The sequence below is a fragment of the Candidatus Devosia phytovorans genome (assembly GCA_029202405.1).
Classification (GTDB): Bacteria; Pseudomonadota; Alphaproteobacteria; order Rhizobiales; family Devosiaceae; genus Devosia; species Devosia phytovorans.
The window spans coordinates 3,454,041-3,475,625 of sequence record CP119312.1 but is presented as its reverse complement, the minus strand read 5'-3'; the positions used below and the strand labels follow the sequence as shown (position 1 = coordinate 3,475,625).

General features: G+C 63.6%; 10 protein-coding genes. 2 read left to right on the top strand and 8 right to left on the bottom strand.

Translation table 11 applies throughout. The features are described from left to right. Positions 1-43: 43 nt before the first annotated feature. The 3 genes from P0Y65_16980 to coxB are packed head-to-tail and all read right to left on the bottom strand — an operon-like array spanning position 44 to position 3,554. A complete protein-coding gene (locus P0Y65_16980) occupies positions 44-346 on the bottom strand; it encodes a hypothetical protein (GenBank protein WEK03866.1) in 303 nt (100 codons plus the stop codon). After that, on the bottom strand, positions 343-2,835 hold the full coding sequence (ctaD, locus tag P0Y65_16975) for a cytochrome c oxidase subunit I (GenBank protein WEK03865.1): 2,493 nt from the start codon (positions 2,833-2,835) through the stop codon (positions 343-345). Before ctaD ends, P0Y65_16980 begins: the two co-directional genes overlap by 4 nt. Next, positions 2,832-3,554: a cytochrome c oxidase subunit II gene (coxB, locus tag P0Y65_16970; protein ID WEK03864.1), complete on the bottom strand. Its 723-nt coding sequence runs from the start codon at positions 3,552-3,554 to the stop codon at positions 2,832-2,834. Before coxB ends, ctaD begins: the two co-directional genes overlap by 4 nt. On the opposite strand from coxB, the gene P0Y65_16965 reads away from it, so the two are divergent. Further along, on the top strand, positions 3,516-4,067 hold the full coding sequence (locus P0Y65_16965; protein WEK03863.1) for a DUF2231 domain-containing protein: 552 nt from the start codon (positions 3,516-3,518) through the stop codon (positions 4,065-4,067). The two genes, coxB and P0Y65_16965, sit on opposite strands and share 39 nt — an antisense overlap. On the opposite strand, the gene P0Y65_16960 is transcribed toward P0Y65_16965, so the two are convergent. From P0Y65_16960 to P0Y65_16940, 5 genes are all read right to left on the bottom strand, one after another. Further along, a complete protein-coding gene (locus tag P0Y65_16960) occupies positions 4,048-4,548 on the bottom strand; it encodes a CopD family protein (GenBank protein ID WEK03862.1) in 501 nt (166 codons plus the stop codon). The two genes, P0Y65_16965 and P0Y65_16960, sit on opposite strands and share 20 nt — an antisense overlap. Beyond that, entirely contained in the window at positions 4,545-5,279 is a 735-nt protein-coding gene (locus P0Y65_16955) for a cytochrome c oxidase assembly protein (protein ID WEK03861.1), read from the bottom strand. The genes P0Y65_16960 and P0Y65_16955 overlap by 4 nt, the downstream gene beginning before the upstream one ends. Before the next feature lie 23 nt (positions 5,280-5,302). Then, entirely contained in the window at positions 5,303-7,807 is a 2,505-nt protein-coding gene (locus tag P0Y65_16950; GenBank protein ID WEK03860.1) for a membrane-bound PQQ-dependent dehydrogenase, glucose/quinate/shikimate family, read from the bottom strand. 85 nt (positions 7,808-7,892) lie between these two features. After that, on the bottom strand, positions 7,893-8,576 hold the full coding sequence (locus P0Y65_16945) for a helix-turn-helix transcriptional regulator (GenBank protein ID WEK03859.1): 684 nt from the start codon (positions 8,574-8,576) through the stop codon (positions 7,893-7,895). Positions 8,577-8,597: 21 nt separating this feature from the next. Then, a complete protein-coding gene (locus tag P0Y65_16940; protein ID WEK03858.1) occupies positions 8,598-9,293 on the bottom strand; it encodes a helix-turn-helix transcriptional regulator in 696 nt (231 codons plus the stop codon). A gap of 594 nt (positions 9,294-9,887) precedes the next feature. On the opposite strand from P0Y65_16940, the gene P0Y65_16935 reads away from it, so the two are divergent. After that, positions 9,888-21,479: an Ig-like domain repeat protein gene (locus tag P0Y65_16935; GenBank protein WEK03857.1), complete on the top strand. Its 11,592-nt coding sequence runs from the start codon at positions 9,888-9,890 to the stop codon at positions 21,477-21,479. Positions 21,480-21,585: the final 106 nt, after the last annotated feature.

Here is a 21,585-nt window from a genome sequence, read left to right as displayed (position 1 = left end):
TGTCTTGACGGCGGAGAGTCCCTTTCTCTCCGCCATATTTTCCTTACTGACAGAGCGTTGCGAAGGTGGTTGGCAGGAAGGTCACCACGGTTGCGGCGAGCGCCAGGGCCGTCAGCATGCTGGACGACTTCTTCCAGACTGCGTCTGGCGGGCTCAAAAACTGCTGCCAGATGAAGAGGATCGCCAGCGCCGCCAGCGTCAGAATGGCGAGACCGACGAGCACGGTCCGGTGCATGGCCTCCGTCCAGAGCCAGACGCAGCCCAGCGCCTGGACGGAATATATCACTGATAAGCCCGCGGCCCAGATGCCGAAGCCGGCCAGCAGCGGCCAGAGGTTGCGCATCATGTCCCCACTCCCGACAGCAGCAGGATCAGGCCCCAGGCCGGCAGTTGCGCATAGGCCGCATAGTCGGTCCAGGCGCGCGTGATCCGCATGTCGGTGGCGCGAACGGCCGAGACGAAGCCACCGCGCCAGCGCAGCAGGGCGTGGAGGGACAGCAGCGTCGCGACCAGGGCATGGACGGCGCCATAGATCATCAGCACGACGCGCAGGGCGAGGTTGGCATGGCTGGTGGGGTCGGGCACCATGATCACGCCGATGATGAGCAGCAGGGTCGTCGTCGCGCCCAGGCCGGTGGCGATGGCCAGTGGCGTTGCAGGTGACTGACCATTACCGTTCATCGCCTCGGCGCGGCGCGCCAGGAACAGTCCGGCAAAACCGGTGACCAGCGCCGGCGTTGGCAACCAGTTCATGCCCGGCATCGAGCCAGTCCAGCCCGGCGCGATCAACGCCAAGTAGAGCGCGCCAAACAGCAGTGCAGCGTAGAGTGTCGTGTCGGCGGTAATGCCGCAGAGCGTCGCCCACCAGGTGACATTGTCCTTCACTTCGCCATCGACCGGCACGGCCTTGTCCATGCCGATGTCGATCGCGCCCATGTTGCGCCGCGCCCCCAGGGGCCGCGCCCAGAAAAAGAACAGGACCACGGCGGCAAGCGCCGGCAGCGGCGCCAGCCAGTAGAGCTTGAACAGGAAAGCGAGGAAGACGCCGCCGGTGGCAAGGGCCGTCCAAAGCGGTAGATAGGTCGGCTGCGGCAGGACGATCACCTGATCGGGCTCGCCGCTCATCATGTCGACGCCCAGCGTTTCCTGCCGTCCGGCACGCGGGAAGGCTAGGTAGCCTTTGCCGGCGGCCAGTTCATTGCCCAGCGCATTGACCTCGAGATCGTCGGCGCGAGACGAGATTTCAGGGATTGCTGCGAAATTATAGGCTTGTGCCGGCGTCGGCATGGCCCATTCCAGCGTGCGCGCCTTCCATGGATTGCGGCTGCCGCGACGGCCGAAGCGGAACTGCATGATGATGTCGATGAGGACGAGGGCAAAACCCATGGTCATCAGGAAGCCGCCGAAGGAGGAGATCAGGTTCAGCCAGTCCCAGCCCCAGTTGGACGGATAGGTGGAAATGCGTCGTGGCATGCCCATGAGCCCGGTCAGGTGCATGAGAAAGAAGGTGAGATTGAAGCCGATCAGGATCAGCCAGAAGGCGGGTACCGACAGGGAATAGACTGAACGCCGCCCGGTAAAATGCGGCAGCCAGTAGTAGAGCGCCGCCAGCATGGGAAAGACGAAGCCGCCGACCAGCACGTAATGCAGATGCGCCACGACGAAATAGGTGTCATGCGCCTGGCTGTTGAACGGCACCATGGCCAGCATGACCCCGGTCAGCCCGCCACAGACAAAGACAATGAAAAAGCCCACGACATAGAGCATGGGAATATCGAACTTCGGCCGGCCGGAGGCCAATGTGCCGATCCAGGCAAAGATCTGCACGGCGGTGGGTATCGCAACCAGCGCCGAGGCGGCCGAGAAGAAGGCCAGGGCCAGATGGGGAATGCCCACGGTGAACATGTGGTGCACCCAGAGCCCGAAACTCAAAAAGGCCATGGCGACAATGGCGACAATGACGGCGTTATAGCCAATGAGCGGTCGCCGGGCGAAGGTCGGGATCATGGTGGAGAGCACGCCGGCGGCCGGCAAGAAGATGATATAGACCTCGGGGTGACCGAAAAGCCAGAACAGGTGCTGCCACAGCAGGGGATCGCCGCCGCGCGTCGGATCAAAAAAGGGCAGGTCGAAGGCGCGCTCCAGCTCAAGCAGCATCGAGCCCAGGATCAGCGGCGGAAAGCCGATCAGCATCATCCCGGCGGTGACCAGCATGTACCAGCCAAAGATGGGCATACGGGTCAGCGACATGCCCGGCGCGCGCATCTTGAGAATGGTGACGATGAGCTCGATAGCCGCGGTGACCGCTGAAATCTCGACGAAGGTAATGCCGAGCAGCCAGACATCGGCATTGATCCCGGGCGTATAGGTGCCCGACGAGAGCGGCGTATACATGAACCAGCCGGCATTGGGTGCATAGCCCGCCAGCATGGCGACGATCAGGATCGTGCCGCCGAACAGGTAGCACCAGAAGCCATAGGCGGCGAGGCGCGGAAAGGCCAGGTCGCGCGCGCCAAGGAGTTTTGGCAGCATATACATCGCCAATCCCTCGAACATGGGAATGGCGAAGAGAAACATCATCACCGTGCCATGCATGGTGAAGATCTGGTTGTAGAGTTCGGGGCCGATGAAGGCGCTGTTGGGCGTCGCGAGCTGCGCACGGATCAGCATGGCCAGCACGCCGCCGATGGCGAAGAACACCAGGGCCAGCATCATGAAACGCTTGCCCAGGATATTGTGATTGACGGCCGACAGCCGGCCCCAGCCGGGCGGCGTGGACCAGATCTTTTCCAGCGCCTTGTGCAGCGCCACGGGCGAAAGCTGCTCGCGGCTCATGGCCTCGCCTCCAGCGCGCTCGCATAGTCGGCCGGCGCATGCGCCTCGACGACAAAGCCCATGGTCTCGTGCCCCTGTCCGCAATATTCGGCACAGATGCCGCGATAGATGCCTGGCTTGTCCGCCTCGAGCCGGATCACATTTTCCCGTCCGGGAATGGCGTCGATCTTGCCGCCCAGGCGTGGGATCCAGAAGGAATGGATCACATCCTCAGCTGTCACAACGATGTCGACAGCTTCGCCCGCTGGCAGATGCAGCACCTCGGTTTCTCCCGCTGCGGGATGGTCCGGATAGGCAAAGCGCCATTGCCATTGGCTGGCTCGCGCCTCGATCCGCATCGGCGCGTCCGCGCCGCGCAAAGGCAGGAGCCGTTCGCCAAGCAGCAAGGCCGCAAACAGCAGGCCGAGCAGGATCGGTATGGGCATGATCAGCCCGCCACCGATGATCCAGTGCATCGGTTTGACCTGCGCGATCAGTCGCGGCCGCAGCAGACTGGTGGTGAGCAGTCCCAGCACCAGCGCAAATAGCACGACGCTGCCCCAAAACATGATCCACCAGAGGGTCGCGATATTGGAAGCCGCCGGGCCGGCCGGGTCGAGCGTCGACAAAGGCGTGGCGCAACCAGCCAGCGCCAGCGGCGTTGCTGCAAAGGCAGCAAAACGGACAGCACGGGAGACTACATGGCCAAGCCAGACAGCGAAGAAGTCGAGGTCGAACACGAAGAAAAGCCCCCCGAGGCGCATTCCACCCATCCCAATCCGGCCATTCGCGCGGTGGCCGATCAGGATGTCGGTTCGGCCATTGCCGTTGCCGGCCACCCCATCCACGCCATGTTGGTGCATTTTCCCATCGCTCTGGTGATCTGTGCTCTGGGTGTCGACGGACTCTACTGGATCACAGCCGATCCATTCTTCGTTCGCGCCGGTCTTTGGGCCACCGGCTTCGCCTTTGCCTTCGGCATATTGGCGTCCATAGCTGGCACCCTCGAACTGCTGGCCGTGCCCGGCATCCGCGTGCGTGTCGCGAGCTGGAACCATGCCATTGCTGCCATGACGCTGCTGGCCGTTGCGGGCGCCAATTTTGGTCTGCGCCTGCACGTGCCCGATGCCGTGCTGCCGCATGGATTGATGCTGTCGCTGATCGCAGCCGTGATGACGGCACTGGCCGGTTGGCACGGTGGCAAGCTGGTCTTTGATCATGGGGTTGGCCTCATCATCTCGACCAAGCAGTAAGATCGGCAAGCAGGGTTCCGAGCACGCCGGGGGCAAAGAAATTTTCGATTTCTCCCGGCGTCGTCCATTGCGGCTTGCCCAGAACGACGAAGAGAATGCTGGCGATGACGGCCACGGTTGCCGTGCTGACCAGGAGGAAGCGCCAGAACGGATAGTTCTGGCCCGGCTCGAACAGGCGCAGGATCAGCGCGCCGCTGGTGACATGGATGATGACCATGGCAGCGACCAGTGCCAGCTTCACCGAGAACCACGCTTCGAATGTTCCCTGCACAAAGATCAGCGCGATACCCGTGCCGACCGCCACAAAAGCGGCCGGTGAAACCAACGCGACATAAAAGAAGCGGGTGAAATTATGCAGACGGTGCAGCGCATCACCGCCCAGCCGGTAGCGCTGCAGATAAAGGAAAGGCAGACAGATCAGCCCTGCCGACCAGCCCGCAATCGCAATGATGTGCAGGAATTTGACGAGGACAGGGATCATGCCTCGGCGCTCGTTTCGGCGCGCAGCAGGCTGACCAGTCGCCACAGGCCGACAACCATATAGGGCAGACTGGCCGGCACCCACATGATGAGGCCGGCGAGTTGCTGGTCCTCATGCGCGCCGAGGCCAAAGGGGATGGTCGTGGTGAAATGGGGCGCATAGAGCGGGCTGGAGGAAAAGACCAGAAGCGCGCCAAGCAGGCCCATCTGAATGGTTAGAAACAGCAGTGCACCAATCGCCTTGCCGGACGATGCGGCGAAAATGGCCGACCACAACAGGACGGCAGAACCCAACAGCGTCGCCTGCATCAGCCAGTAGACCGGCGTGCTGGTCAGTGCCAGTTGATAGGCATCAGGTGCATGCCAGATCCAAAAGGTCACCGCATGTAGCGCTGTCAGCGGCGTGAGCAGGTTGGCAAGTCTGTCGCGCTGCCAAAGCAATGCCCATGCCAGCAATGGCGCGGCCAGGGCGACCAGCAGCACGTGGTGCACTACCCGTGCCGAGAACAGCGCCACGGTCAGGGCACAGAGCGGGCTGATAAAGATCATCACCAGCAGGACCATGGCGCCAAGGAAGGCGCGCTGCTGTTGCCGTATCGATGGCCGCAGCAGGAACGCCAGGCTGGCCACGGCCAGAAGGCCGATCAGCCAGGGATCGAAATTCCACCGCCCCCAGAGATTTTCCGGGAGCGGCGGTGGGCCGCAATAGCTCATATCGGGTGACGCTTGCATTTGGGTCCTGACGCTGGAGCCGGTTAGTTCGCGGCACCCTCCGGCAGGGCATAGGCGATGAAATAGTCGCCGATCGGCGTCTCCATGAAGTCGTGGCCACCGGCATTGATGACGACGATCTGCCGGCCCTCGGCCTCATAGGTCATGGGCGTTGCCTGGCCGCCGGCAGGGAGTTCAACCTGCCAAACTTCCTCGCCCGTCGTCGTATCGACGGCGCGCAGAATGTCGTCGGTTGCCGCGGCGATGAAGAACAGGCCCGAGGCGGTGACCACGCCGCCACCATTGTTGGGCGTACCGATGTCGATCGGCAGCATGGTCGGGATGCCGAAGGGGCCATTCTTGCGGGCCGAACCAAAGGGGCGGTCCCACAGCATTTCGCGGGTGTTGAGATCGATCGCCGCGATGCCACCATAGGGCGGTTCCTTGCAGAGAAGACCGGTGAAGGGCACGCGCCAGCCGGCGTTGACGCGAATGCCATAGGGCGTCTGCGCTTGCGGGTTAACCGAGCCATGCGAGCCCGAAGCGGCCTCGGAGTCGTAGTTGGGATCGTTGATCGGCAGCACACCCATGGCATCCACCTCTTCGCGGGGGATCAACTGGTTGAAATTGGGCATGTTGTTATAGTTGGTGATCATGATGTTGTTGACCGGATCGATGGCCACGCCACCCCAATCCACGCCACCATTGTAGCCGGGGAACTGGATCCAGGGGGTGTCGACGGTCGGCGGCGTATAGACGCCGTCATAGGACGCCTGGCGGAACTGGATGCGGCACCAGAGCTGGTCGAGCGGGGTTGCGCCCCACATGTCCTTTTCGGTGAGCGTTGGCTTCAACAGGTTCGGGAAGTCGGTGACATAGGGCTGAGTGGGCGAAAGGCGCTCGGGCTCGACGCCGCCGGTTGGGGCAGGACGCTCCTCGATAGTGACCAGCGGTTCGCCGGTTTCACGGTTGAGAATATAGAACTGCGCCTGCTTGGACGGCATGACGATGGCCGGGACCGGGCCGTCAGCGGTGGGGAAATCCACAAGGGTGCCCTGGCCGCCAAGGTCATAGTCCCAGACGTCATAATGGACGGTCTGGTAAGACCAGCGCACTTCGCCGGTCTCGACATCCAGCGCCACAATGGCCGTGGAGAACTGGTTCTCTTCATCGGAGCGGTCGCCGCCCCAATAGTCAACGGCCGAATTGCCCATCGGCATGTAGACGAGGCCCAGCTCGTCATCACCCGAGGCAATGGTCCACATGTTGGGCGTGCCTGGGGTATAGATCTCGCCTTCCGGCGGCAGGCCGGTTTCGCCCGGACGGCCCATGTCCCAGGCCCAGTCGAGTTCGCCCGTTACGGCATTGAAACCACGGATCACGCCCGAAGGAGCTTCGCGGGTCTGGCCGTCGCTGACCTGGCTACCAACGACGAGCACGTCGCGAACGAGAGTGGGCGGGGAGGTGGGGGCATAAAAGCCGGGCGCACTGTCGCCAATGCCCTCCATCAGATTGACGATACCGCCATTGCCGAAATCGGGGCAGAGCTGGCCGGTCTCGGTATCGAGCGCGATCATGCGGGCGTCATGGGTCAGGTTGACCACGCGGGTGGCGCAGAGATCGCCAGGCGTCGCGGTGGTGTCCTCAAAATAGACAAGGCCACGGCAGGAGGCATTATAGCCAATGGCATCGGCCGGTGTCTGCGGATCATAGGTCCAGAATTCGGTGCCGGTGGCGGCGTTCAGAGCCGAAATCTTGTTAAGCGCAGAGCAGAGGAAGAGACGATCGCCCACCTTGACCGGAGTGTTCTGGTTGCCGAAGGGCTCATCATTTTCCGGCAGGTCGCCGGTGCGGAATTCCCAGATTTTTTCCAAGCCTGCGACATTGTCCGGCGTGATCTGGTCGAGCGGGGAATACCGGGTGGCCTTGTGATCGCCGCCATAGGCCGGCCAGTCGACGCCGGTTTCGAGCACGGCATATTGGACCGGCGGTTCAACTGGGGCGGCCGGCGTCGCGGTTTCGGTTGGCGCAGGTGCGAGCGGCGTGGCCGGTGCAGCAGGCTCGGCAGGGGTCTCGATAGCCGGCGGCGTGGTGGTTTCCTGTGCCACGAGGGTCGTCTCGCGCACCGTGGTGAGAACCATGGCCGAAGCGCCCAGGGCCAGGATGCCGGTGGCGGCTGCCGCATAGGCACCCCGTGGCACGCCGAGCCGGCCGCGCAGGGCGGGAATGGTCAGAAGCACGAGGATGAGGATGACGGTTGGCGCCACGAGGCGCGGCACCTGGGCCCAGCCGTTGAAGCCGGATTCCCACAGCGCCCAGATCAGCGTGCCGATGAAGGTGACGAGATAAATCCAGACGCCGGTGATCGAGTGGCGAAACAGGTACAGCGCAGAGGCGAGGAGGCCAAGGCCCGCAAGCGCATAATACCAGGAGCCGCCCAGCGTGATCAGCCAGACGCCACCGGCGGCAATGGGCAGGCCGAACAGCACCATGATGACTGCGAGGACGACGACCGCCCAATATCCAAAACCCCGGCTCATCGTGGCCATGCGCCCATCTCCCTGAAACTATATCAAGGACGCAACGGCGCAGCCTCGCCACGGTTCCGACATAATTTGGACAGGGTGTCGCAGGCTAGTTGAGCAGGCCCCGCCGGATGGCCTCGGCCACCGTATGCACGCGGTTCCGCGTCTTGAGCTTCATGCCGATATTGTCGATATGCTGGTTGACGGTGCGCGGGGACAGCCCCAGCTCTCCGGCAATCATTTCCGAGGTCATGCCCTGGGCGGAAAGGTCCACCACCTCGAGTTCGCGCGGGGTCAGTGTCACCGAGGGCAGGCCGGGATTGGAACTGGTCAGCCGCGCCTGCATCAGCAGGGCATAGCAGACGATTTCGAGCGACATTGCCATATTCGCCACATGCACCGCCTCGCCCGAAAAGCAGGCAACGCCGCGCGTCTCGTGGTCGAAGGTGATGGGCACGACGGTTGCGGCAACAAAATCATAGCGCGTGGCAAAATTGTAGCGCGGGTCGGCCGCATCGATACGCAGGTGCTGCACACCCTCGCGCGACAGGACCTCGGTCAGCGACCGGCTGATCGACTGCGTGCCCTGCAAGGTCTGCTGCCGCCACCAGGCTCCGCGGTCCTCGTTGCTGTCCCAGAGGCGGATGGGGTCGGACCCGTCCTTTGGAAAATCCAGCAGGAATGCGCTGCGATAACCGAGAACCTCGGCGAGGTGGCCCAAGAGGCTCTCGATGTCGGCATCGCTTTTGACGGTCGACATCCGGCGCAGCATCGTATCGACAAAGGTGTGCATCTTCGTGCCTTGTCCTTGTTGTTAGAGAAGATCGCGCCGGATGGCCTCGGCGACGGTGTGGACCCGGTTCCTTGTTCCCAGTTTGTCGGCGGCATTGTCCATGTGCTGGCTGACCGTCCGGGGCGACATGCCCAGCTGCTCGGCGACCTCCTGGGCCGTATGCCCCTCCGACGACAGCGCCACCACTTCCTTTTCACGCGGGGTGAGGTGAGCCGGAGCGGCGCGAATGCCGCTCGACAGAAAGGATCGTGATTGCGAGAACAGGCTGTAGCAGACGAACTGCACCGCCTTTTCCTGCTCGCGCGTCATGATCCTCTCCCCGCACAGGCCGACCAGTCCCGCAACGTGCTCGTCGAAGCGGATGGGAATCATTGCCGCATTGACCATATCCACCCGTCGGGCGAAGGCCAGCATGGGTTCACCCGACGCAGAAAACCGCGTCTCGTTGAAATAGATCACGCCATTCTGGGTCAGCAGCTCGGCTGCTGCCGACGTATCCGGGCGCAAGCCACTGGAAGCGTAATATTCCCACCAGCCCATTCTCCACGGGCTGCTGTCGAGCACCAGCGCCGCCGTTTTCAGCGTGCTGGCATATTCGATCAAATAGCTGCTTCGATATCCAAGTTCACCGGCCAAAAGCCCAAGGATAGCAATGATCTCAGTATCATTTGTCGCGGCACGAATTCGCCGCAAATAGTCTTCTGCAAACGCTAACATCCACTCCGATCCGCACAGCCGGAATATTCATTCTCGGTCGCGCTGAATTTCCCCCCAGTCGCATTAGCAAAACCACGATACGCATTGCCGCAATAAATTCCATTGTCAAATTTACGGATGTCAATTCCAACAACGGCAGAAAGCGCGACGGCAATCCTCACAATTTTCAGAGTGATTCCCTTGCGTTACTCTCCAAACAATCCCAGCGAGTCCTCTCGAGGGGATCGCAGAGAAGAAACAAAATACCCAATTCTCCGTTTCGATCTGCCTAGCCAAGACGAAGGCTGGATAGGGGACAAGATCATTGCGGCTCCCAAAGCCTGCGTTCCCGAATGATCTTGTCCTCCTTCGCCTCGTGCTTTGAGCGAAAGAAGTTATATTAGTTAACTTCAAATTAAACACAAATCCCCGACCTAGAAATATTGAGAACTGTTAGGTATTTGGCAAGACCTGCTGAATAATCTGATGGTGGGAACGCTGCGTGTATCTAGTAAGCAGCGAGTAATTTTGTTGAGTTTGTTTGCGTTCGGCCAGAATGGTACGAGCGGTCCAACGGATTCCGGGTCAACCGGCTCACCCGCGGATGCAGCGCTCTTGCAGGCTGGTGTCCGGTTGATCTGGCGCTGCACGCTCAGTGTCATGCTGGGCGTTCTCCTGGTCCTGATGCTGGCGTCAATGGCGCTGGCAGCATCGGCTGGTTGTAACGCCGTCAACAGCGGCCTGCTCAACTACACCGGCAAATCCCAGCCGATTCAGACGAGGACGATCCTGCTGACCAATTTCTTTGGCGGCGATCGGCTCAATTACTCCCACACCTCCTCCCCGGTCCGGTCTGGCAATACGCTGATCCTGTCCGCTGGCGGGCTCTACCTGACGCAGCAGACCACCAATGCCCCGACCCACACCATGTCGGGCGTTGTTGGCTCAGTGCTGGGGCTCGAACTGCTCAATCTGGCGGTCACGGCACAGTCCAACGATCCGCAAGCCGGCGTATTGATTGCCGGCCTGCTGGGCAACCCGACCGATATCGTGGTCACCGTCACCTGCACGCCCGGGCCCTCGCCAACGACCTTGGCCGTCAGCAGCAATGGCCCGACGGTTCTCGGCCAGAATACCGTCCTGACCGCAACCGCAGCCGCCACCGATGGTTTGACGCCGACGGGCAATGTGACCTTCACCGTTGATGGTGTGGCTCAGTCGCCAGTCGCCCTCAATGGATCAGGTGTCGCCACACTCAATGTTGCGGGTCTCACCGTCGGCAACCACACCGTCAGCGCCAGCTATAGCGGCGCCGCCAGCTTTAATCCGAGCAGCGGTACGCTGGCCTTCGGTCACACCGTCAACCGGGCCGCCACCACCACGACGGTATCCAGCTCGACAGCCTCTGCGCCGGTCGGCAGCCCGATCATCCTCACGGCACAGGTCGCCTCCGTTGCACCAGGCACGGGCATACCGCAAGGTTCAGTTGTCTTTAGCGTTGACGGCTTCGATCGAGGCACTGTGGCGCTCGATGCCAATGGTCGGGCCCAGCTCACCGTCAATGCCGCCATCCCCAATACGCATGTGGTGAATGCGCGTTATATCCTCTCGGACAATTATCTCGCCAGCAATGGCAACCTGCCGGGCGGCCAGCTGGTGGTAAAGGCGCCAACAGCGATCGCGGTCAGCAAGTCGCCCAGCACCAATACGAGCTTTGGCCAGCCGGTGACCTTCACCGCAACCCTGACTTCGGGTGGTGGCACCCCGCCTGGCCTCGTCACCTTTACTATCGATGGCGCTGCCCAGCTTGCCGTTCTCAACAATGGCATTGCCAGCGTCACCACATCCGCACTGGCCGTCGGCCCGCATACGGTTGCGGTCAGCTATGCCGGTACCGGCGATCTGGAGGCAGCCAGCGCCACGCTCGACGGCGGCCACACGGTGGGCGCCATCGTCACGACGACGGCCCTGACCAGCAATGGCCCCATAACCTTTGGGCAGGTTGCGACCGTCACTGCCACAGTCAGCGGCGGCACGCCATCGCCCAATGGCAGTGTGGTCTTTACTGTGGATGGCGTTGCCCGCGCACCCGTTGCGCTGGATCTCACCGGCAAGGCAACCCTCTCCCTGAGCGGACTGACAGGTGGCAATCACACGATATCAGCCGAATATCTCGGTGTGACCAATTATGCCGCCAGCACGGCGACGCTGAGCGGTGGTCTCGTGGTCAACAAGACGACCACCGCCACGGTCATGAGCCCCACGTCGGCCGTTACGGTTGGACAGCCGCTCAACCTGATGGCCGGCGTTGGCGCTGCCGGCAGCCTGGCTCCACCGGATGGCACCGTGGTTTTTACTGTCGGCGGCGTGGCGCAGGCTCCGGTGACCTTGGTCAATGGCACCGCCAACCTGTTGGTGCCCGATCTTGCCGTCGGTACCTATGCCATCACGGCAGCCTATTCGGGCGGCGACAGCTATCTGCCCAGTTCAGACACCGGAAGTGGCACGGTCAATAAGGCCGCCAGCACGCTTGTGGTCAATTCCTCGGCCAATCCATCGGTGACGGGGCAGGGCCTGACCCTTACCGCCATCGCCAGTGGTCCTGCAGCCGCCGGCGCCCCGACGGGCACTGTTGTCTTCACGATCGACGGCGTCGACAGCGATCCGGTCAACCTGTCGGGCGGCAGTGCCAGCCTTGCCATGTCCGCCAAACCGGTCGGCACCCATACGGTAACCGCCGCCTATTCGGGCAATGCCAATCTCAATCCCAGTTCCGCCTCCCTCCCGGGCGGACAGACCGTCGCGCGAGCGGCCACCTCGGTGTCGATATCCTCCGACACTCCCGCCCCGGCCCTCGGCGCGACGGTCACCTTCACAGCCCAGGTCGCGCCCGTCGCGCCGGGCAGCGGCACACCCACCGGCAATGTCGTCTTCAGCATTGACGGCGTGCCGCAGTCGCCCGTGGCGCTATCGGGCGGCAGTGCCAGCCTCGTGCGTTCCAACCTCGGCGTGGGCAGCCACAGCATCACCGCACTGTATGTCGGTGACGTGAGCTATGCCTCGAGCAGTGGTACGCTGTCCGGCGGCACCACCGTTACCGCCGCAGCCACGAGCACCACCCTGGCCTTTGCCCCCGCCAATCCCGTCTATCATGATACGGCGACCCTGACGGCCACGGTCACTTCCACCGGTGGCACGCCCGCGGGCACCGTTATCTTCACGGTCAATTCGGTCGACCGCCCGGCCGTGCCGCTGGTGAACGGTGTGGCGACGCTGCCTTTGGTCGATCTCGCCGTCGGCAGCTACACGCTCGGCGCCCGCTATGTGGCGACCGCGAGTTATCTGGCCAGTGCAGCCACGGACCGCAGCATGACGGTTTCCGCCGCGACCACAGCCACGACAGTGTCCGCTCTGCCGTCCAGTATTCGCCTCGGTGAAAGCACGACGATTTCGGCCGCCGTCACGTCGAGCCAGGGCATTCCAGGCGGCACGGTGGAATTCCGCGCCGATGGCAATCTGCTGGGCACCGCCAGCCTCACCGCCGGCGCCGCCAGCCTCACCACGTCGGCCCTGACCCGCGGCAGTCACGCCATCACCGTCAACTATCTCGGCAATGCCAATTTCGCCGCGAGCACCGGCGCCCTCTCCGGCAATCTGACGGTAGCACCTGCGGCGACGACGCTAACTGCATCGGCAACGCCGCTCCCGGCTACCTTTGGCCAGCCGGTGACCCTGCGCGCAGAAGCCAGCGCCATTTCCGGCACGCCGTCGGGCAGTGTGATCTTCACCGTCGGCGGCGTGGCGCAGGCTCCTGCCGCGCTCAATGCCAGCGGTGTCGCGACGCTGACCGTAACCGGGCTGGAGCCGGGCGTCACCACGGTCAGCGCCAGCTACGCCGGCGACGGCGATCATGCTGCGGCCAGCACGATACTTCCCGGGGGCGTGGTGGTCACGCGGGCAGCGACCGCCATAGCGGTCACCACCAGTCCCGCCTCGCCGAGTTTCGGCCAGCCCATCACTGCCACGGCCACCCTGACCTCGACCACCGGCACGCCCGCGACCGGTGACGTGACCTTCCTTGTCGATGGCGTGGCCCGTGTTCCGGTGACCCCAACCGGCGGTGTGGCCAGCCTCAATCTCGGTGTCCTGTCGGCCGGATCGCATACCATTGTCGCCCAGTTTGCCGGCGACACGCATTTCAGCCCGGTGGCCGGATCGACCACGGTCACACTGAGCGCCGCTGCGACCAGCATGGTGCTCGACGCTACTCCTGACCCGGCGCGCTTTGGCGATGCGGTGATGCTGACCGCGACGCTGGCCTCCGACGCCGGTACACCGGGCGGCACCGTGATTTTCATTGTCGACGGCCAGGCCCAGGCGCCGGCCACGGTCAATGGCGCGGGCGTCGCCAGCCTCACCACTTCGGCTTTGACCGTGGGCACGCATAGCGTCACGGCCACCTATGCCGCCAATGGCAATTATCTTGGGACAACGGCGACGCTGAATGGCGGGGTCGAGATAGATGTCGCCACCACCCAGACCGCGCTCACCGCCTCGCCAGGTCCATATATCGTGGGTGATACTGTCACCCTGACTGCCAATGTCACTGCCGACCACGGCACGCCCAACGGCACGATCATCTTTACCGTCGATGGCTTGGCGCGCCCGCCAATTGCCCTGGTCAACGGCACGGCGACAATCAATCAGGTGCTGCAGACGGCCGGCAGCCATTCGGTCACCGCCACCTATTCGGGCGGCGCCAATTTTGCCCCCAGCAGTGCCACCCTGGCCCAGCCCATTTCGGCCGGAAAGGCCAGTTCCGACTTGCAGCTGACCCTGGCACCCAATGGCGAGTTCGGTGCCATCCTGACCGTCTCGGCCGCCGCCACCTCCTCTGGTGGTACGCCGACAGGCACAGTTCTCTTTTATGTCGACGGCGCTCAGGTCGGCTCGGGCATCCTGGCCGGCGGCACCGCCACGCTGGTCCTGCCGACCATTGGCGCCGGCACGCATACGGTCAGCGCTGCCTATGGCGGCGACCTCAACTTCAGCCCAGATCTGACCGATCCAAAATCCATCACCATCAGCCCCGCGGCCACCACCGCCACCGTCACGGCAACGCCATCGACAGCCTTCGTCGGCCAGCCCATTACCTTCGCCGTCTCGGTCCGCACCACCAATGGCAATGCGCCGGTTCCTGGTACCGCCACGATCGACATCGGTCCGGCCACCTATCCGGTCGCCCTGGTCAATGGCACGGGATCGCTGAGCCTCAGCGTCATTCCGGCCGGCACATGGCCCGTCACGGTCAACTATGCCGCCAATGGCAATTACCTGGGCAGCACCGGCACGCTCGCCGGAGGCGACATCACGATCTCGCCGGCCCCGACCGCCATCAGCGTCACGCCCATCCTGCCGCGTGCCGTCTCGGGCATGGCCTATACCGGCAGTTTCACCGCCTTTGGCGGCACGCCCAATGTCCTGCCGCCGCCCTATAGCTATGCCGTGACGCTCGGCAGCCTGCCACCCGGCCTCAATCTCGATCAGTCCAGCGGCATTGTCTCGGGCACGCTGGGCGCTGCGGGAACCTACAACTGGACTGTCACCGCCACCGATTCTCTCAATGCCACCGGTAGTGTCGCCGCGGAACTGACGGTGCTGGAGCCCGTCACCGTCATCCTGCCGCCGACCCTGCCCAGCGCCACTTTCGGCGTGGATTTCGCCCAGTCCGTCGCCGCATCGGGCGGCACCAGCCCCTATGTCTATGGCGTCACCATGGGCAGCCTGCCGCAGGGCGTGGCGCTCAATCCGCTGAACGGCGATCTGACCGGCAGCCCCACCCAGCTGGGCAGCGCCAGTTTCCAGATCACGGCCACCGACGCCGATGGCTTTGCCGGCGCCCAAGCCTATACGGTAGTGACCATTGCTCCAACGGTCAGCGTTTCCGGCACCTTTGGCGATGCCACGGTCGGCGCGCCCTATACCGGGTCGGTCACCGTCACCGGTGGCGCTGCGCCCATGGGCTTCACGTCCGACGGCAGCCTGCCGCCCGGACTCAGCGTCGATACCAGCACGGGCGTCCTCTCCGGCACGCCGACCACGGCCGGTACCTATGCCTTCGGCATTATTGCCACCGATGCCAATGGCTTTACCGGCCGGTTCGACGCCAGCGTCGATGTCGATGCCCAGCCGATGATCGTGCTGCCGTCCACCCTGGCCACGCCGCGCCAGAACCGCCCCTATTCGCAGGCCCTGGCCGCCATTGGTGGCACACCGCCCTATGCCTATGAAATCGCTTCGGGCAGCCTGCCCACCGGCCTGTCGCTCAACGCCACGACGGGGCGCATTTCCGGCACGCCAACGGCTGCTGGCAGCTTCACCTTCGAACTGCGCGCTACCGACTCGGCAGCCACCCCGCTCGTCGGCCTGCGCAGCTATACGCTCGAGGTGCAGCCGGCCGCGACCCTGGTGGTCGATACCAATATCGGTGCCATCACCGCCGGCACCACGGTCGACAAGACCATCAGCGTTTCGGGCGGCACCGGGCCCTATAGCACCAGCGTCATCAGCGCCACCCTGCCGGCCGGCATCACCTTCGATCCGGTCACCCGCAAGCTCACCGGCACCACGCTGGCGCTCGGCAGCTATGCGCTAGTGCTTGAAATTGCCGATGCCAATGGCGATTCTGTCACCGCCAGCGTCGCCATTGCCGTGCTGGCACCACCCATCATCGTGACCGCTGCCATTGACGACCATGACTTCGGCGAACCGGCCACCGGCCTCGTCGCGGCCATTGGCGGCATCGCCCCCTATGCCTATTCGGCAATTGGCCTGCCCGCGGGCGTTACCGTCAATGCCACCACCGGCGTGGTCTCGGGCACCGCCACCCAGGCCGGCACCTTCAACGCCACCCTGACCGCCACCGACACCAATGGCTTCACCGGCACGGCTCAGGTTGCACTGACCATCGCCCCGCCGGTCCTCTCGCTCTCCAGCCTACCCACCGACTTCATGCGCGGCCGGCCGGTCAGCGAGACCATTACCCTCCTCAACGGCACGACACCGGTGGACTTCGTCCTCACCGGAAACCTGCCCGACGGCCTGAGCTTTGATACGACCACCGGGGAATTGACCGGCACGCCGACCATGATCGGCATGCGCAGCTTCACCATTACCGCTACCGACGCCAATGGCTTTACCGCCAGTGCCACCTATACGGTCGAGATCACCAGCGACATCGGTACGGCAACCCTGCCGGCCAGCCTGCCGCAGGTGGTCGCCGGAGAGACCTATTCCGCCTCGGTCGCGGCCACTGGCGGCGCCACGCCACTGACCTATGCGCTGTCCGGCAGCCTGCCGGCGGGCATCACCTTCAACGTCACCAATGGCATTTTCGGCGGTTCGACGCTGCTGGTCGATGACTATCCCATAGCGGTCACGGTGACCGGCAGCGATGGCCGCACCAATAGCCGGAACTATGTGCTGGCCGTCGTCGCCCCCACAATCGCCGCCGCCGGCACGCTTGACGATGCCGTGGCCGGCGCCGCCTATTCCGACACGGTGGGCCTTACGGGCGGCAAGGCGCCCTATCAGGTGGCGCTGAAGGCCGGCTCATCTCTGCCCGATAGTCTGACGATCAGCGCCAATGGCACGATCAGCGGCACGCCGACCGACGCCGGCAGCTTCAGCTTCGTGCTCACGGTCACCGATGCCAATGGTTTTGCCGTCGATGTGACCTACGGCATGACTATCGCCGCACCCACCATTGCGCTGACCGCCAATGTGCCCCTGGGCCGCATCGGCCAGCTCTATGCCGGTTCGATCACCGCCACGGGTGGCGCTGCACCTTTGGGCTATGCCGTCACCACCGGCACGCTGCCCACCGGTCTCAGCCTCAATGTATCGACCGGCGCCATCACCGGTGCGCCTTCGGCAGCCGGCTCCAGCACAGTGACCATCACCGCCACCGACGCCAATGGCTTTACCGCCGCCCAGACCGTCGAACTCACGATTGACACCAATGTCGGCAATGCGACGCTTGGTGTGCTCGATACGCCGATCTATCGCCAGGTCTATGCCGACAGTGTCGCCGCCACGGGTGGCACCGCCCCCTTCACCTATGCCCTCGCCGCCGGCGCGCTGCCCACCGGCCTCAGCCTCAACACCGCCACCGGCGCCGTCACCGGCACGCCGACGGCCACCGGCGACTTCAGCTTCACCATAACCGCCACTGACAATGCGGGCCTCATCAACAGCCGCACCTATAGCCTTGCCATTGCCGAGCCGGAACTGACGATCTCCTTCACCCCGCAAGCTGGCCAGGAAGGCGAACCCTATCCGCCGACCTCCGTCAGCATCAGTGGCGGTCGCGCGCCCTATCAATATGAGCTGACTGACGCCCCGGCAGGCCTGACGATCAGCACCAGCGGCGTCATCTCGGGCACGCCGACCGAGCAGGGGAGCTTCAACCCTACCATTACCGTGACCGATGCCGACGGCTTCCGTGTCTCGCGCCGCTTCGCCCTGATCGTCGCCGCCGCGCCCGTCACGCTGGACCTGCCTGCCGACGTCCCCGACGGCATCGCCGGCCAATTCTATTCGACCTCCGTTGTGCCCTCCAATGCCGTGGGTGCAGTGACCTACAGCGCGATCAACCTCTCCCTGCCGCCGCTGGGTCTCTCGCTCAACACGACGACGGGCATCATTTCGGGGACACCGATCGTGCCGAGCTTCTACAATTTCACGGTCCGCGCCGTTGATAGCGCCGGCAATGTCGGAGAGCGCAGCTATTCCATGCTCGTCGTCGCGCCCCTGCTCAACGTGCCGACAACCACTACGGTCACCCCCGCGGCCAACTCTGCTGTCATCGGCGAAAGTCTTGGTGTAACCGTCGAGGTTACCGCCAACAGCGGGACAAACACGCCGTCGGGTCTCGTCACCCTGACCGACAGCCAGACCGGCCTGCCCCTGGCGACGGGAGCACTGGCGGCTGACGGTACCGCCAATTTCAATATCCCCTTCACGACGACCGGCACCCGTACGTTGTCGGCCCAGTTCACCAGCCTGTTGGCCTTCGCCTCCTCCACCGGCACCAGCCCGCCCATCAATGTCACAGCCGTACCGACGACGCTGACCCTCTCGGGTCCAACAGGCTCGGTTTCGGCACTGACGCCGCTGGTCTTCGTGGCCAGCGTCGAGCGCAACGCGCCTTCAAACGGACCGGCAGGGCCGGGCAGCATCATCTTCTCGGTCGACGGCACTGATGTCCTGACGGCGCCGTCCCTTCTGGGCAGCGCAAGCTATGCAACGCTTGGCCTCTCAGCTGGCGAGCACACCATTCGCGCCCGCTATGTCTCGACAACCGGCATCGACCTTGGCAGCTCCGACGAGATCATCCTCAACGTGACCTCACCAACCCTGACCACCCTGTCGGCGCCGCTCGGGGACATCCTGTTCGGCGAAACCGCTACCTTCACCGCGGCTGTGACGGCGCTCAATCCCGGCGAGCCGGTCAGCGGCAATGTCATCTTTCGCGACAATGGCAATGTGGTCGCCACCGTTGCCGTCAACAACAACGGCCAGGCCGTGCACACGCTGGTCTCGCCCGCCGTCGGCATCCATTTGGTCACTGCCGAATATGTCGGCGATCAATATCATGACGGCAGTGCCGCACTCGGCTTGTCGCTCAATGTGCTGGGTCTCCCACCGGTCCAGGTCGTCAGCACTACGGTCCTGTTGGGCAGTCCGACAGCGCCGCAGGTCGGCGAACCCTTCACCCTGACAGCAACGGTCACGGCCGCCGGTGGCGTAGTGGTTCCCCTCGGCCTCGTCACCTTCGTCAATGAAACCACGGGCGTGACCCTGGGCACCGCACCGCTGGTCCTGGGCGTGGCAACGCTCAGCCTCGTGATGACCGACGATACGGCCACCACTTTCCGCGCCGACTATCCTGGTGACCTGCTCACCCTGCCGAGTTCGGATACGCTCGTGGTTGCGCCGACCGGGGCCGAGACCGAAACGGAACTGCGGGTTTCTGCCACCAGTGTCCTGCCTGGCGAGACGGTCGAGCTGACCGCCAATGTGCGGCGCCTGGGTGGTGGTTTCGTCAATTCCGGCACGATCATCTTTACAGCGGACGGCGTGACCTTCGCCCAGGTTCCGACCAATGGTGGCTCCACCGCAACCGTCACCAGCGACCCGATTGCCGGTTCGGTCGAATTCCGCGCCGAGTTCGTGCCTGATGGCGGCAGTGCCGATCAGGGTTCCGTCTCGTCGCCGCAAATCGTCAGCGCCGCCAAGGCCACGCCGACCCTTTCTGCAAACATCAGCATCCTGCTCGATGGCAGCGCGGTCGGCCGGATCACCGTCAACCCACCCAATGGCATCAGCCGCGCCCCGACCGGCACAATTGACCTCGTTGGCGGCGGTCTGCCCATGCGCACGCTGACCCTCGTCAACGGCATCGCCAACTTCTCCTATCCAGCCGGCAGCTTCGGCCCCGGCTCGACGACCTTCACCTTCGACTACTCTGGCGACGACTGGTTTACGGCGGCTTCGGATAGCGCATCGATCATGGCCACGGCGCAGCTGCCGACCCAGACCTCCGTCTCTCTCTCGGCCAGCCAGGTGCGGCCCACCATTCCCGTGACGGCGACGATCAATGTGACCTCTAGCGTCGTGGTGAATGACGGCCAGGTCGAAATCCTCCAGAACGGCGTGCTGCTCGATACGCTCGACCTTATCAACGGCGAGGCCAGCTTTGTGCTGACCGATCTCGATCCGGGTGCCAATGCCATCACGGCGCATTATCTGGGCACTCAGAACTATGGCCAGAGCTATAGTGGCGCAGCCAATGTGACGGTGGCTGGTGCGGCTCCGGGCGCGCTGTCGGTCGTGTTGGAGGCCGATTCCATGGCATTGTTCGAAGCAGGCCAGAGTATCACCGTCTCGGCGCTGATCGCTGCCAATGCCGGCCCGGCCGACAATATTTCCATCTCGTCGGCGCTGTCGTTCAACTGCCCGCGCACATCGCTCGACGAGGGCGAGACCATGACCTGCAGCGCCACCTATACGGTGAGCGAGGCCGATATGGCGGCGGGTGGCGTCGACTTCTTCGTCCTGGTCTCGGCCGATGGCATTGCCGATGTCAGCGCGACGCTATCCTTGCGCTCCGAGGCGGACACGATCTCGGAAACCTTCGAGGATATGGGCAATACTTTCGTCGCCAACCGCATGCGGGTGCTGTCGAGCTCGATCAAGCTCCCCAATATCTTCATGCGGCGCTCGGTATTGAGTGGCGCGCGGGCAGGCACGGTCATGGCCAATGCCGATGGCAGCAGCCAGTTGCTCGCCTTCTCCACCAGCCTTGCCGAATGGCGCGCCTATTCTGCCGCACAGGCCGCGGATGGTCTGGCCCTGAGCGATCCTGGGTCTCAGGAGCAACTGCCCTTCAACATCTGGCTCGATACGAATTACACCATCCACGCCTCGACCGACGACGATCCAAGCTGGGGCCAGATCGGCACCTTGGCTGTCGGCGCCGACTATCTGATTACCGACGACATCCTGGCGGGCGTGCTGATCCAGGGCGATTGGGCCACGGAAGAATCCGATGACGGCATGGTGGAAGGCACCGGTTTCCTCATCGGTCCCTATGTCTCCATCGCACTGGGCGAAAACCTGTCTTTTGACGCCACCATCCTCTACGGACAGTCGCGCAATACGGCGACGTCAAACATGTTCGGCGACACATTCAGCGGCGACTTCGACACCACGCGCCTCTTGGCCATGGGCGAGTTGAGCGGCTATTTCGAGCTCGACGACCTGCAGGTCAGGCCCAATATCGCCTTCACGCTCGGCAATGAAACCATTGCGGACTACACGGTGACCAATGCCGATGGCGACAGTGTCAGCGTGCCCGGTGGTGACCAGTTGCAGTATCGCCTGACCGTGGGCACCGAATTCGAATATGAGATCATGCTCGACGACGGTTCACGACTGACGCCTTCGCTGGGTTTCGATGTGGGTGTTGCAGGAGGCACGCAGCCCGACCAGCCGGACAACCAGACCATTGTCGGCGGCATTTCCGTGGGCGTCGACTACGAGACCGAAGCCGGCCTGCTGCTCGGCCTGGAATTCAGCACCGAACTCGATAGCGGCGGTTTTTCCTCAGCCTCGATCCGCGCGTCGATCAAGGGAAGATTCTGACGCAGATGCTAGCGGCGGGGAGAGACAATTTGGAGCGCCAATTAATCTAGTTAATTGACGGCTCGATAGGTGGAGCCTAGCCCGAGCCTATCTACTGCAATGGCAG